Origin of the sequence: Sphingomonas parapaucimobilis NBRC 15100 (genome assembly GCF_000787715.1) — a bacterium.
Taxonomy (GTDB): domain Bacteria; phylum Pseudomonadota; class Alphaproteobacteria; order Sphingomonadales; family Sphingomonadaceae; genus Sphingomonas; species Sphingomonas parapaucimobilis.
Genome location: NZ_BBPI01000090.1, coordinates 20,839 through 34,462, shown reverse-complemented (window position 1 = coordinate 34,462; position 13,624 = coordinate 20,839). Strand labels below are relative to the sequence as shown.

Below are 13,624 nucleotides of genomic sequence, written 5' to 3'. Positions count from 1 at the left end.
TCTGCGTTCTTCGCGCCTCCGCACGAACCTTAAAAGCCCCTCCCGTAAACGGGAGGGGTTTGGGGAGGGCAGGGAGTCTCACAGAGACCATCGCCTGCGTCATGCCCTCCCCCATCCCCTCCCGCCTGCGGGAGGGGCGTGCCAAGGTTCAGGCGTCGCGGGTCATCAATCGCGCAGCAGGTCGTTGATGCTGGTCTTCGAGCGGGTCTGTGCATCGACCCGCTTGACGATCACCGCGCAGTACAGCCCCGGCTTGCCGTCGACCGACGGCGTCGTGCCGGGCACCACCACCGAGTAAGGCGGCACATGGCCCCGGAAGACTTCACCCGTCTCGCGGTCGATGATCTTGGTCGAGGCACCCAGATAGACGCCCATCGACAGCACCGCGCCCTCGCCGACGCGGACGCCCTCGGCCACCTCGGCGCGTGCGCCGATGAAGGCGCCGTCCTCGATGATGACCGGATCGGCCTGCAGCGGCTCGAGCACGCCGCCGATGCCCGCACCGCCCGACAGATGCACGTTCCTGCCGATCTGGGCGCAGCTGCCCACGGTCGCCCAGGTGTCGACCATCGTGCCCTCACCGACATAGGCGCCGATGTTAACGAAACTGGGCATCAGGATCGCGCCCTTCGCCACATGCGCGCCGCGCCGTACGACCGATCCGGGCACCGCGCGGAACCCGGCGGCGCGGAAGTCCGCTTCCGACCAGCCGCTGAACTTCGACGGCACCTTGTCGAACCAGTGGCCCGCGCCCGGGCCATTGTCGATCAGGACATTGTCGTTCAGGCGGAACGACAGGAGGACGGCCTTTTTCAGCCACTGGTTGACGGTCCAGCCGCCCTTGCCGTCCGGCTCGGCCACGCGCGCCTCGCCCCGGTCGAGCAGCGCCAGCGCGCGGTCGACGGCGATCCGCTCTTCCCCTTGCGTCGCGAAGTTCAGCTCGGCCCGGTTGTCCCAGGCGGCATCGATGGTGGCGGCCAGTTCATGTGCCATCGTCAGTCCTCCAATATGCTCGTCAGCCACGGCGTCAGCGCGTGGACGGTATAGTCGATATGGTCGCGGGCGGCTTCCGGTCCCTGTTCGGAGCCGTTGTCGACCCACACGGTCGTCATCCCGATCGCCTTGGCGGGGACCAGGTTGCGGGCCATGTCCTCGAAAAAGATCGCGCGACTTGGATCGATGTCGAACGCGGCGCACAGCCCCGCATAGGCGGACGGCTGCGGCTTGGGGACGAGGCCCATGGCGGTGATGTCGTGAACCGCCTCGAAATGACTGCCCAGCCCCAGCCGGTCGAGGACCTTCAGCGCATAGGGCTTGTCGCCATTGGTGAAGACCAGCTTGCGCCCCGGCAACTTGGCCAGCGCGGCGGCGAGCGGCGCGTCCTGTTCCAGCACGTCCATCTCGATATCATGGACATAGGCCAGGAAGGCGGCGGGATCGACGTCATGCTCGGCCATCAGGCCCGCCAGCGTGGTGCCGTGCGCGTGGAAATACTCCTTCTGCACCCGGAACGCCTCGGCCGGGTCCAGGCCCAGCAGGTCGCCGACGAACTGCGTCATGCGCCGGTCGATATGCGCGAACAGATTGGCGCTCGCCGGATACAGCGTATTGTCCAGATCGAAGATCCAGGCGTCGATATGGGCAAGCGCGGGCGGCATGGCGGCAGCGTGTAGGCGTGAGGCCCCATGGCCGCAAGCCGCCCCGTGGCCCATCGCCTGCCCCCCTTAACGACGGTGCAAGAAAGTGATGCTATCAAAAGGGTCAGGCTCACCCCTGTCGGTTGGGCAGGCGGCATGATGGGATGGGCGGGTTGAGCTTGCGAGCGCGGGAAGCGCGCGGTGCCGGGGGCATCGCGACGGTCTGGAGCCTGGTCATCGGCGCGGGCACGATGGTCGCGGCCTGTGGCGGCAGCGGCAACGGCATCCAGCCGATACCGGCCCCGATCGCCAGCCCGACACCCACACCCACCCCTATCCCCGCACCGACGCAGAATTACGACACGGCGGGCTATCGTGCGACGGCGGGTGCGGTCGCGATGAACGCGCTGGCCGCCTATCAGCGCGGGGCGACCGGTGCGGGTGTGGCCCTGGGCGTCATCGATTCGGGCGTGGACGACCGCACCGGCGCCTTTACCGGGCGGATTTCCAGCGCCTCCACCGATGTCGCGGGGACGCGCGGCACCGGCGATCTGGACGGGCACGGCACCGCCGTCGCCTTCACCGCGCTGGGCGGCCGCAGCGGCAATCGGGCGCAGGGCGTGGCGTTCGACGCCACCCTGGTCGCGCTGCGCGCCGACGAGCCGGGCAGTTGCGGCGGCTCCACCGGAAATGGCGGGCTGGGCGGGACGTGCAGCTTTTCCTCCGACGCCATCGCCCGCGGGCTGGATACGGCCCGCAGCGCCGGGGCGCGGGTCGTCAACATCTCGCTCGGCTCGAACGATACGCCGCCCGGCACGCTGCTCGCGGCGATCGGGCGGGCGACGGCGGCGGGCATGGTGATCGTCATTGCGGCGGGCAATGACGGCGAGTCCAATCCCACGCTGATGGCGCAGATCGCCAATAGCGATGCGGTCGCGCGTGGACAGGTCATCATCGCCGGATCGGTCGGCGCGACCGGCACTATCTCGTCGTTCAGCAACCGGGCGGGCCAGTCGGCCGCGCATTATCTGACCGCGCTGGGCGAGCGGGTGGAAGCGCCCGATGCCAAGGGCGAACGCCTGCTCTGGTCGGGCACGTCCTTCGCCGCGCCGCAGATCAGCGGCGCGGTCGCCCTGCTGGCCCAGGCCTTTCCCAACCTGACCGGCGCGCAGATCGCCGACCTGCTGCTGCGCACCGCGCGCGAAGCGGGGACGAACGGCACCGACGACATTTACGGTCGCGGCACGCTGGACCTGACCGCCGCCTTCCAGCCGGTCGGCGGCACCAGCGTCGCGGGCACGGGCGCGGCCGTCTCGATGGGGGTCAATGCGCGGCTATCCCCGGCAATGGGCGATTCGCGCGCGGAGGGGCTGAGCCTCGTCGCGCTCGACGGCTATGCCCGTGCCTATCATGTCGACATATCCGCCACCGTGGCGCAGGCCGCCCCCCGCCCGATGCTGGCGCCGTCGCTGCTCGGCCGCATCGAGGGCATGGTGGTCAGCGACGGCACACGCACGGTCGCCTTGACCCGCGCGATCACCATCCCCGGCGAGGCCCGGCTGCGGGCCATCGTCCCCGCCGACGCGCCGAACGCGGCGCAGCGCATCGTCGCGGGCAGCATCACCCAGACGCTCACCCCCGACACCGCGATCGGATTCGGCTTTGCCAGCACCGGCGACGCGATGATCGCCGGGTGGACCGGCCAGTCCGGCCCCGCCTATCTGATGACCGATCCCGGCGCGGGCATGGACCGCGCGCCGCGCACTGCCGCCGCGCTGCATCACGTCATGGGCCGGACGGGCGTCAGCGTCGCGGCGGAGAATGGCCGCTTCGCCGCGCCGATGCCGGGCATGGTCGCGCCCGGCTATGACCAGATGACGGTGACCTTCGACCGCAGGCTGGGACCGGTCGCCGCGACATTGGGCCTGACCCGGCTGGATGAGCAATCGACCGTGTTGGGCAGCTGGTTCGGCGGCGCGCTGGGCCAGGCGCGCGGGTTCAGCTGGTTCGCCGACACGGCCGCACGCTGGCAGGACGATGGCGGCTGGACGCTGGGCGCCCGCTGGCGCCGCGGCTGGACGCGCGCGGTCGGGGCCTTGGGCGGCGGCATGCTCGCCAGCCGAGCCTGGTCGGTCGAGGCAGGCAAGGCCGGGCTGTTCGGCCACGACCGGATCGACCTGCGCCTGTCGCGGCCCTTGCGGGTCGGCGGCGGCGGGCTGGACCTGCGGCTGCCCGGCCATTGGGATTATGCCAGCGGCCAGGTCGACCGCTGGACGACCAACCGCCTGTCGCTGACCCCCACGGGGCAGGAAACGCTGGTCGAGCTGCGCCACGGCATCCGGCTGGGCGGCGGCGAGTGGTCGACGCACCTGTTCTGGCGACGCGATCCCGGCAATATCGCCATGCTGCCGCCCGAGCGGGGCATGGCGGTGAAGTATGGCTTGACCTTCTGATACGCGGTCTTGGCTGGCGGGGGCGGCGGATCGTCCCCATCTTCCTCACATGACACGCTATTCCCTGCTCGATCTGGTGCCCGTCGTCGAGGGCGGCACCGTGGCCCAGGCGCTGGCCAACGCCGCCGACCTCGCCGCCCATGCCGAAGCCGTCGGCTTCCACCGCTATTGGACCGCCGAGCATCACGGCATGACGGGCATCGCATCGGCCGCGACCGCCGTGGTGCTGGGCCATGTCGCACAGGCGACCAGGACGATCCGCATTGGTGCTGGCGGCATCATGCTGCCCAACCACGCGCCGCTGACCATCGCCGAGCAGTTCGGGACGCTCGACGCGCTGTTTCCCGGCCGCATCGACCTGGGGCTGGGCCGCGCGCCGGGATCGGACCAGCGCGTCGCCCGCGCGTTGCGCCGGACGCTCGACAGCGATCCCAACGCCTTCCCGCGCGACGTGATGGAGCTGCAAAGCTATTTCGCCGATGACGGCCAAACGGGCATCGTCGCGACGCCGGGCGCGGGCGCGCGTCCGCAAATGTGGATCCTGGGATCGAGCCTCTACGGCGCACAGCTCGCTGCCGCGCTGGGCCTGCCTTACGCCTTCGCCTCGCACTTCGCGCCCGATGCGCTGGACGATGCACTGGCCGTTTATCGTCGCGACTTCCGGCCTTCGGCGGTGCTGGACAAGCCCTATGCGATGGCGGGTTTCAACGTCTTCGCCGCCGATACCGACGCGGAGGCCGAGCTGCTGGCCAGTTCGCAGCAACAGGCCTTCGTCGCGCTACGTACCGGCCGCCCCGGCAAGCTGCCCCCGCCCGTTCCCGGCTATCGCGAAAGCCTGGGCGCGCAGGGGTCGGCGATCCTCGACCATGTCCTGTCCTGTTCGGCGATCGGCGCGCCCGCGAGCGTGGAACGGCAGCTGGCCGCCTTCGTCGAACGGACCCAGGTGGACGAGGTGATGGTCGTCAGCTCGATCTTCGACCATGAGGCGCGAAAGCGCTCCATCGGAATCGCAGCGAAGGCGATGGATGCCTTGGAGAAGGTGGCGGCCTGATTTTTTGGGTTCGCGCGAAGCCGCGATGACGCGAAGGAATTTGTTCGCGCGGAGGCGCGGAGAACGCGGAGGGGGGCGTTTCGAATGGCACGCTCGATACTTCCCTACGAGCCGGTGAGGATGAAGGAATGGCAGTGCCGCCAAGTACGACACCTCCGCGTTCTCCGCGCCTCTGCGCGAACCATCCTTCTTCTCTCTTCGCGTCATCGCGGCTTCGCGCGAACCAAACTACCCCACCGCCGCCGGCAGCCGGAGCCGCACCAGTAACCCGCCCAGGTCCTCGCTTTCCTCCAGCGAGACGGTGCCGCCGTAAATCTCCGCCACGTCGCGCACGATGGCGAGGCCAAGCCCCGTCCCCGGCTTGCCGGTGTCCAGCCGGACGCCGCGATCGAAGATACGAACGCGCTCGTTCTCGGGAATGCCGGTGCCGTCATCCTCGACCAGGATCTCGACGAACCCGGCCTGCGCACCGACGGTGACGAAGACGCTCCCGCCGCCATATTTGGCCGCGTTCTCGACCAGATTGCCGAGCATCTCGTCCAGATCCTGTCGCTCGACATGGACGACCTGATCCTTCGGCCCGTCCACATCGATGCGGACATGGCGATAGAGGCGACCCACCGCGCGCTCGACCGATTGCAGGCTGGGCCAGACCTCCGCCCGGCTGTGCGCCGAGCCGCGCCGCCCGACCGCACGGGCACGGGCGAGATGATGGTCGACCTGGCGGCGCATCGTGCGCGCCTCGCGGATCACCGTCTCGGCCAGATCCTCGGACTGGGCGGTCGCGGCGTTCATGATGACGGTCAGCGGAGTCTTCAGCGCATGGGCCAGATTGCCCGCGTGACGCCGCGCCTCCTCGGCCTGTTTCTCGTTATGCTCGATGAGCGCGTTCAGCTCCTCGACCATCGGCGCGACCTCGTTGGGCATCGCGTCGGATACGCGGTCGGCCTTGCCCGCCCGCATCGCCGCGATCTCCTCGCGCACCCGGCGCAAGGGATAGAGGCCGTAAAAGGTCTGCATCGCCGCCATCAGCAACAGGCCGACACCCAGCAGCGCGAAACTGCGCACCAGCGTCCGGCGGAGCGCGCCGATCTGCGCATCCAGCCCGGTCGTCCGCTGCGCCACCTGGAACCGCCAGCGCACGTCCGAGCCGGGCAGCTTCACATCGCGTTCGACGACGCGCAGCTTCTCGTCCGGGAATTGCGTGCTGGTATAGACATGGATGGTGTCGTCATTATGCGCCGAGCCGAACGCCAGCCGCCGGTCCCAGAGCGAACGCGACGGAAAGGGTTCATGCCCCTTGCCCGACACCTGCCAGTAGACGCCCGATCCCGGCTCCAGGAATCCCTGGTCGGCGGGCTCGCGGTTGAACCAGACCTCCCCCTCCGAATCGACCGCAGCCGACACCAGCAGCGACTGGAGGACATAGGCCTGGCGGTCGTCGAAATTCTGCGTGACGGCGGACACCAGCACCCGGTCGAGCGCGAAACCGCCGCCCGCCAGCAGGACCAGGATCCACCCTGCGGCGATCAGGATCATGCGGCGCGACAGCGATCCCGTGCGCAGCGTCCGGCGCGGTATATGCCCCTCCGTCACGGAAAAAGCCGGATCAGGCCGCCGAACCCGCCACGGCACCCGCTGCCGGATCGTCCAGGCTGTAACCCAGGCCACGGATGGTGGTGATGACGTCCTGGCCCAGCTTCTTGCGGATGCGCGTCACGAACACTTCGATCGTGTTCGAATCGCGGTCGAAATCCTGGTCGTAGATATGCTCGATCAGTTCGGTGCGGCTGACCACCTTGCCCTTGTGATGCAGCAGATAGGACAGCAGCTTATATTCCTGCGCGGTCAGCTTCACCGGCTCGCCCGCACGCGTGACCTTGCCCGAACGGGTGTCGAGGCGAACGTCGCCGGCGGTCAGTTCGGACGAGGCGTTGCCGCTGGCGCGGCGGATCAGCGCGCGAAGACGGGCGATCAGTTCCTCGGTCTGGAACGGCTTGGCGACATAGTCGTCGGCGCCCGCATCCAGCCCCGCCACCTTGTCCGACCAGCTGTCGCGCGCGGTCAGGACGAGGACCGGCATGGTCTTGCCTTCCTTGCGCCAGCGGTCGAGCACGGTCAGCCCGTCGATCTCGGGCAGGCCCAGGTCGAGCACGATCGCGTCATAGCTTTCGGTCGACCCCAGAAAATGCCCTTCCTCGCCGTCCGTGGCCAGGTCGATGGCATAGCCTGCGCCCTCCAGCGTATTCTTCAACTGCTGGCCGAGATTGGGCTCGTCCTCGACGATCAGAACGCGCATCGCAAAACTCCCTGTAAATTCATGGGGCTGTCCGACCGGCCGGTCATCAGCCGTCGGTTCGCCCGATGACCTTGCCGGTGCGGCCGTCCACCTCCACCCAGATGACCGTGCCATTGCGCAGGAATTTGAGCGTGTAAACCGACGCACCCGCATCATAATCGAAGCCGATATATTGCGAATCGCGCATGGTCGGCACCACCCGCGCCTCGATCTCGCGCAGCGACAGATTGCCTTCCCGGCGCTGCTGATAGGCGCGCATCTGGTCGCCGCGCCGTTGATCGAAGCCCATTTCCATCGGGGGCTCGATCATCGGCGGCGAGCCCAGCGGTGCGGCGAGCAGGGCCAGAAGGACGGTCATCGACATGAAACTGGCATAGCGGTCAACCGTTGAACAGCCTCTGAATGGATCGTGCAGCCGCGGGACAGCGCATGGGGTGCTTGCCGGGTTCCCGATCCGCCCCTAACTGCCAGTCATCATGGCAGCACCCGTTCTTTCCTACGAAGACCTGGGCCTTGTTCAAGGCTCGGGCTGGCTCTTCCGGCATCTCGACATCCATGTCGGTCCGCGCGACCGATTGGCGCTGATCGGGCGCAACGGGGCGGGCAAGTCGACCCTGTTGAAGCTGATGGCCGGGATCATCGATTCCGACGAGGGGCGGCGCGTGATCGTGCCGGGCACCCATGTGGTGTATCTGGAACAGGATCCCGACCTGACCGGCTGCGCCACGCTGAACGACTATGTCCTGTCGGGCGACGATGCCCCGGAAGCCTATGAGGCCGATGCGATCGCCGGACAGCTGGGCATCGACCTGACCCGCGACGCCGCGACGGCCAGCGGCGGCGAACGGCGGCGCGCCGCGATCGTGCGCGCACTGGCGATGAACCCCGACGTTTTGCTGCTCGACGAGCCGACCAACCATCTGGATCTCGCCGCCATCGAATGGCTGGAGGACTGGCTGAAGCGGTTCACCGGCGCGTTCATCGTCATCAGCCATGACCGCACCTTCCTGACCCGCCTCACCAAGTCGACGTTGTGGCTCGACCGCGGTCAGATGCGGCGCAACGAGGTCGGTTTCGGCGGCTTCGACGCCTGGACCGAGCAGGTCTATGCCGAGGAACAGCGCGCCGCCGAGAAGCTCGACGCCAAACTCAAGATCGAGGAGCATTGGCTCCACCGGGGCGTCACCGCGCGGCGCAAGCGCAACCAGGGCCGCCTGGAAAAGCTGGTCCAGATGCGCGCAACCCGCGCCGCGATGATCGGGCCGCAGGGTGCCGCCAAGCTGGGCATCGCGTCGGACGATGTGAAGACCAAGGAGGTCATCAAGGCCGAGCATGTCACCAAGCGATACGGCGACCGCACGATCATCAAGGACCTGAGCCTGAAGGTCACGCGCGGCGACCGGATCGGCATCGTCGGCTCGAACGGCGCAGGGAAAACGACGCTCCTTCGCCTGCTGACCGGTGAGATTCAGCCCGACGAGGGCAGCGTCTTCCTCGCCAAGACGCTGGACGGGGTCATCATCGACCAGCAGCGCAAGCTGATGGCGCCCGAAAAGCGGGTGCGCGAAGTGCTGGCGGATGGCGGCGACTGGATCGACGTGCGCGGCGTCCGCAAGCATATCCATGGCTATCTGAAGGAGTTCCTGTTCGACCCCTCGCTGGCCGAGGCGAAGATCGGCACGCTGTCGGGCGGCGAGCGTTCGCGGCTGCTGCTGGCCCGTGAGTTCGCGCGTGAATCCAACCTGCTGGTCCTCGACGAACCGACCAACGATCTCGACCTGGAGACGCTGGACCTGTTGCAGGAGGTGATCGGCGATTATGAGGGCACCGTCCTGATCGTCAGCCACGACCGCGACTTCCTGGACCGGACGGTCACGGTGACGCTGGGCCTCGACGGGTCGGGCAGCGTCGACGTCGTGGCGGGCGGCTATGCCGACTGGGTCGCCAAGCGCAAGGCCGTGCCCGAGGCGAAGAAGACCACCGCCAAGGCCACCCCCTCCCCCGCCGCGCCGGTGCAGGCGAAGACCAAGCTGAGCTACAAGGACCAGCGCGATTACGAGCTGCTGCCCAAGCGGATCGAGGAGCTGGAGGCCGGTATCGCGCGCGACGAGGCCAAGCTGGCCGACCCCGATCTCTATGCCAAGGACCCCGCCCAGTTCGACCGGCTGATGAAGGCGATCGAAAAGGCCCGCGACGAAAAGGACGAGGCCGAGATGCGCTGGCTGGAACTGGCCGAGCAGGTCGAGGCACTGGCTGGGTGATCGGGGCGGGATAATACCCGCCCCTATTGGTCAGAACCGGTCAAACCCCGACGAACGGCGCCATGCCGGGAACCGATACATCAGCGTAACGCGCGGGCGTACAGGGCCATCGTCCAGGCCATGGCCTGGAGGAACAGCGCGGGGTCGTAACGCGGCCCCTCGTCGCGCAGAAAGGCGTGCTGCCCGGCGACCTCATGCCATTCATAGGAGGCGCCGACCTCCTCCAGCCGCGCGCGGATCGTCTCGCGCCCGGCATAGGGGACATGCGGGTCCTGCCGTCCCCAGACGAACATCGTCTCGGCCTTCAGTTCGGCCATGCGCGCCAGGCTGTCGTCGCGGCGGCCCTCACCCAGCGTGCCCGAATGGATGTCGGTGGCATAGAAGCAAGCCGCCGCCCCCACGCGCGGATCGAGCGCGGCGCGATAGGCCAGATGCCCGCCCAGGCAGACGCCGAACGTACCCAAATGCCCGTTGCACGCGGGATGCGCGGCCAGCGCGGTCAGGCCTGCGGTCGCATCGGCGTCATAGGCCGCGACCGGCTTGGTGAATTTCAGGTCGTTGCCCCGGTCCGTGCCCGGCTTGTCATAGGCCAGCACCGTGCCTGCGGGTTCATATTCGTGATAGACCTCGGGCACCGCGACGACATAGCCCTGCCCCGCCAGCATCCCCGCCAGCCGCCGGATCGGGGCCGTCACCTGATAGATTTCGGAAAACAGCAGGATGCCGGGGAAGCGCCCCTCGATCGCGGGGCGGAACAGGTGCATCCGCATCGTGCCGTTGCCGGGCACCTCGACATCCTGGGTTTCGTCGCTGCGTATGATCATGGCGGGCCTGTCCTGATTGGTGGCTTCGCCCATCGCATCCCGCCGGAGGCAGGGCAATCGGGTTGCGCGTGCGACACCCGCCGCTATCGTCGGGCCATGTCGGCAAGCACGATGCGACTGGCGCTGTTGAGCGCGGTCTGGATGGCGGGGCTCATCGCCTCGGGGCTGCATCCGTTCGACCGGGCGACCTGGTGGATGGAGGTCGCGCCCGTGCTGGTCGCGCTGCCGCTGCTCTGGGGATTGCGGCGGCGCTTTCCGCTGACCGGGCTGGCGCTGGTCCTGATCGGCCTGCACGGCCTGATCCTGATGCTCGGCGGAGCCTATAGCTATGCGCGCGTGCCCGCCGGTTTCTGGGTGCAGGACTGGCTGCATCTGGCACGCAACCCCTATGATCGGCTGGGCCATTTCGCGCAGGGCTTCGTGCCCGCCATCGTGTTTCGGGAATGGCTGATCCGGCGGGGCGGGCTGGTGCGCGGCGGGATGCTGACCTTCCTCGTCATCGCCTGCTGCCTGGCGGTGAGCGCGGCGTATGAACTGATCGAGTTCGGCGCGGCGATGGCGCTGGGCCAGGGCGCGGACGAATTCCTGGGGACGCAGGGCGATCCGTGGGATACGCAATGGGACATGCTGATGTGCCTCGTCGGCGCGGTCGGGGCGGTGGTGACGCTGTCGCGGGTACATGATCGGCAGATGGCGGGGATGGCGGAGCGGTAGTTTGTTCGCGCGGAGGCGCGGAGACGCGGAGGAGTCTGGATGGGCCGCGCTGTTGCACACCCTCTCGATCGGAAGACAAAGCCGCTCTGTTGCCAATGGAGGCAGCCTGCGGCTGGGCCAGACACCTCCGCGTCTCCGCGCCTCCGCGCGAACAAAAAAGACGAAGCGGACACCGATCGGTGATAAAACCGGCCCGACACCAGGAGTTCTCGACATGGTCCAGCGGCACCGCTGACGCGGCACAGGCTTACACGGCGGCAAGCACCGCCCCCCTGCCCCCAATCATTTCGAGAGATTTATGCCACGCTTGCAGAACAAGACGTGCGTCGTCACTGGCGCCGCGCGCGGGATCGGCCATGCCATTGCCCGCCGCTTTCACGAGGAAGGCGCGACCGTCATCCTGACCGACCGGAATGCCGACACCGGCCAAAGCGCGGCGGGGAATATCGGCTGTCGCTTCGAGCCGCTCGACGTGTCGGACGAAGCCGACTGGGCGCGCCTCGCCCGGATCGTCCCCATCGCCGATGTCGTCGTCAACAATGCCGGGATCACCGGGTTCGAGGACGGCTATGCGCCGCATGACCCCGAACATGCATCGCTGGCGGACTGGCGCGCGGTACACCGGGTCAATCTGGACGGCACCTTCCTGGGCTGTCGCTATGCCATCGCCGCGATGAAGGTGGCGGGCACCGGCTCGATCATCAACATCTCGTCGCGCTCGGGGCTGGTCGGCATTCCGGGCGCGGCGGCCTATGCCTCGTCCAAGGCGGCGGTCCGCAACCACAGCAAGACGGTCGCGCTCTATTGCGCACAGGCCGGGTGGAAGATCCGCTGCAACTCCATCCACCCCGCCGCCATCCTCACCCCCATCTGGGAGCCGATGCTGGGCGACGGCCCCGACCGGGCAGCAAAGATGGCGGCGCTGGTCGCCGATACGCCGCTGAAACGCTTCGGGGAGCCGCACGAAGTGGCGGCCATCGCGGTCATGTTGGCCTCGGACGAGGCGACCTATATCACCGGATCGGAGTTCACCATCGACGGCGGGCTGCTGGCGGGATCGGCCGCGACGCCGGGTTAAACCTATGGTGTCGGGCGGTTTCGGCCGATAGGCTGGGCCTTATGAATCGCAACCTCACCGAAGACCGCCCGACCTTCGTCACCCATCTGGAATGCTCGCTGACCGGCGAGCGTTATGAGGCCGACCAGCTTCACGGCCTGTCGCGCGCAGGACAGCCGCTGCTGGTCCGCTATGACCTCGACGCGCTGGGCCGGGCGGTGTCGCGCGACACCATCGCTGCGCGCGAGACGGACTTGTGGCGCTGGCGCGAGCTGCTGCCCGTCCGTCGCACCGACAGCATCGTGTCGCTGGGGGAGATTGAGACGCCGCTGATCCCCATTCCCCGCTCGGGCGGGGACACGGTGCTGGTCAAGGACGAGGGGCGGCTGCCGACCGGATCGTTCAAGGCGCGCGGGCTGGTCATGGCGGTGGCGATGGCGCGCGAGCTGGGCGTGACCCGGATCGCGATGCCGACCAACGGCAATGCGGGCGCGGCGCTGGCCGCCTATGCCGCGCGGTGCGGGATCGAAACCGTCATCCTCTGCCCCGAGGAAACGCCGGAAGTGAATGTCCGCGAGATCGCCGCGCAGGGTGCGCGTGTCTGGCGGGTCAACGGCCAGATCGACGAGTGCGGCGCCATCGTCGGGCGTGGTGCCGCCGAGGGGCGCTGGTTCGACTTCTCGACGCTGAAGGAACCGTATCGGATCGAGGGCAAGAAGACGATGGGGCTGGAACTGGCCGCGCAGCTGGGCTGGGAACTGCCCGATGCGATCTTCTACCCGACCGGCGGCGGCACCGGCCTGATCGGCATGTGGAAGGCGTTCGACGAGATGGAGCGGCTGGGCTGGATCGGCGCCAAGCGCCCGCGCATGTATGCTGTGCAGGCCAGCGGCTGCGCGCCCATCGTCCGCGCCTATGAGGCGGGCGAGGACCATGCCGAGCGTTGGGAGGATGCCGCGACGGTGGCGGCAGGTATCCGCGTGCCCAAGGCGGTCGGTGACTTCCTGATCCTGCGCGCGGTGCGCGAATCCGGCGGCGCGGCGCTTGCGGTCGGCGATCCGGCCATCCTGAAGGCGGTGGAGGAGTGCGCGAAGAAGGACGGTCTGCTGCTCTGTCCCGAGGGCGGGGCGACGCTCGCGGCGTATCAACAGGCCGTGCGCAACAATCTGGTCGACGAGGATGAGCGCGTGGTGCTGTACAACTGCGCCACCGGGCTGAAATACCCGATGCCCGAGGCGGGGCAGTGGCTGGACAAGAACGCGCCGATCGATCTGGGAGCGCTGTAATCACCAACCTCCGTTCGCACTGAGCGAAGTCGAAGGGCACGC

General features: G+C 68.2%; 12 protein-coding genes. 6 read left to right on the top strand and 6 right to left on the bottom strand.

The genetic code is table 11. The annotated features are described in order from the left end of the window. Window positions 1-165: 165 nt before the first annotated feature. Window positions 166-993, bottom strand: a complete 828-nt coding sequence (gene dapD / locus SP5_RS16120) for a 2,3,4,5-tetrahydropyridine-2,6-dicarboxylate N-succinyltransferase (RefSeq protein ID WP_042490619.1) — start codon at window positions 991-993, stop codon at window positions 166-168. Between the two features lie 2 nt (window positions 994-995). Further along, entirely contained in the window at window positions 996-1,658 is a 663-nt protein-coding gene (locus SP5_RS16115; protein ID WP_042490618.1) for a pyrimidine 5'-nucleotidase, read from the bottom strand. Window positions 1,659-1,816: 158 nt separating this feature from the next. Between SP5_RS16115 and SP5_RS16110 the strand changes: the two genes are divergently transcribed. Both SP5_RS16110 and SP5_RS16105 read left to right on the top strand, forming a co-directional pair. Next, window positions 1,817-4,090 carry a S8 family peptidase gene (locus SP5_RS16110; protein WP_245613521.1) on the top strand — a complete coding sequence of 758 codons (2,274 nt, stop codon included), beginning with the start codon at window positions 1,817-1,819 and terminating at the stop codon, window positions 4,088-4,090. A 49-nt stretch (window positions 4,091-4,139) separates the two neighbouring features. Next, window positions 4,140-5,141: an LLM class flavin-dependent oxidoreductase gene (locus tag SP5_RS16105; protein WP_042490617.1), complete on the top strand. Its 1,002-nt coding sequence runs from the start codon at window positions 4,140-4,142 to the stop codon at window positions 5,139-5,141. Window positions 5,142-5,369: 228 nt separating this feature from the next. Here the strand turns inward: SP5_RS16105 and SP5_RS16100 are convergent, their stop codons facing one another. From SP5_RS16100 to SP5_RS16090, 3 genes are all read right to left on the bottom strand, one after another. Continuing rightward, a complete protein-coding gene (locus SP5_RS16100) occupies window positions 5,370-6,680 on the bottom strand; it encodes a sensor histidine kinase (RefSeq protein ID WP_042490627.1) in 1,311 nt (436 codons plus the stop codon). Window positions 6,681-6,750: 70 nt separating this feature from the next. After that, window positions 6,751-7,440 carry a response regulator transcription factor gene (locus tag SP5_RS16095; RefSeq protein WP_042490616.1) on the bottom strand — a complete coding sequence of 230 codons (690 nt, stop codon included), beginning with the start codon at window positions 7,438-7,440 and terminating at the stop codon, window positions 6,751-6,753. A 46-nt stretch (window positions 7,441-7,486) separates the two neighbouring features. Then, entirely contained in the window at window positions 7,487-7,804 is a 318-nt protein-coding gene (locus SP5_RS16090) for a PepSY domain-containing protein (RefSeq protein ID WP_157013774.1), read from the bottom strand. Window positions 7,805-7,916: 112 nt separating this feature from the next. Between SP5_RS16090 and SP5_RS16085 the strand changes: the two genes are divergently transcribed. Beyond that, window positions 7,917-9,701: an ABC-F family ATP-binding cassette domain-containing protein gene (locus SP5_RS16085; RefSeq protein WP_042490615.1), complete on the top strand. Its 1,785-nt coding sequence runs from the start codon at window positions 7,917-7,919 to the stop codon at window positions 9,699-9,701. Window positions 9,702-9,781: 80 nt separating this feature from the next. On the opposite strand, the gene SP5_RS16080 is transcribed toward SP5_RS16085, so the two are convergent. Next, window positions 9,782-10,525: a dienelactone hydrolase family protein gene (locus SP5_RS16080; RefSeq protein WP_042490625.1), complete on the bottom strand. Its 744-nt coding sequence runs from the start codon at window positions 10,523-10,525 to the stop codon at window positions 9,782-9,784. A 96-nt stretch (window positions 10,526-10,621) separates the two neighbouring features. On the opposite strand from SP5_RS16080, the gene SP5_RS16075 reads away from it, so the two are divergent. The 3 genes from SP5_RS16075 to SP5_RS16065 all read left to right on the top strand — a co-directional run bounded on the left by SP5_RS16075 (window position 10,622) and on the right by SP5_RS16065 (window position 13,582). Beyond that, the gene (locus SP5_RS16075; protein ID WP_042490614.1) at window positions 10,622-11,239 is read left to right on the top strand and encodes a DUF2238 domain-containing protein; all 618 of its coding nucleotides are present in this window, start codon (window positions 10,622-10,624) and stop codon (window positions 11,237-11,239) included. Window positions 11,240-11,537: 298 nt separating this feature from the next. Beyond that, window positions 11,538-12,317 carry an SDR family oxidoreductase gene (locus tag SP5_RS16070; protein ID WP_042490613.1) on the top strand — a complete coding sequence of 260 codons (780 nt, stop codon included), beginning with the start codon at window positions 11,538-11,540 and terminating at the stop codon, window positions 12,315-12,317. Window positions 12,318-12,358: 41 nt separating this feature from the next. Beyond that, window positions 12,359-13,582, top strand: a complete 1,224-nt coding sequence (locus SP5_RS16065; protein ID WP_042490611.1) for a threonine synthase — start codon at window positions 12,359-12,361, stop codon at window positions 13,580-13,582. Window positions 13,583-13,624: the final 42 nt, after the last annotated feature.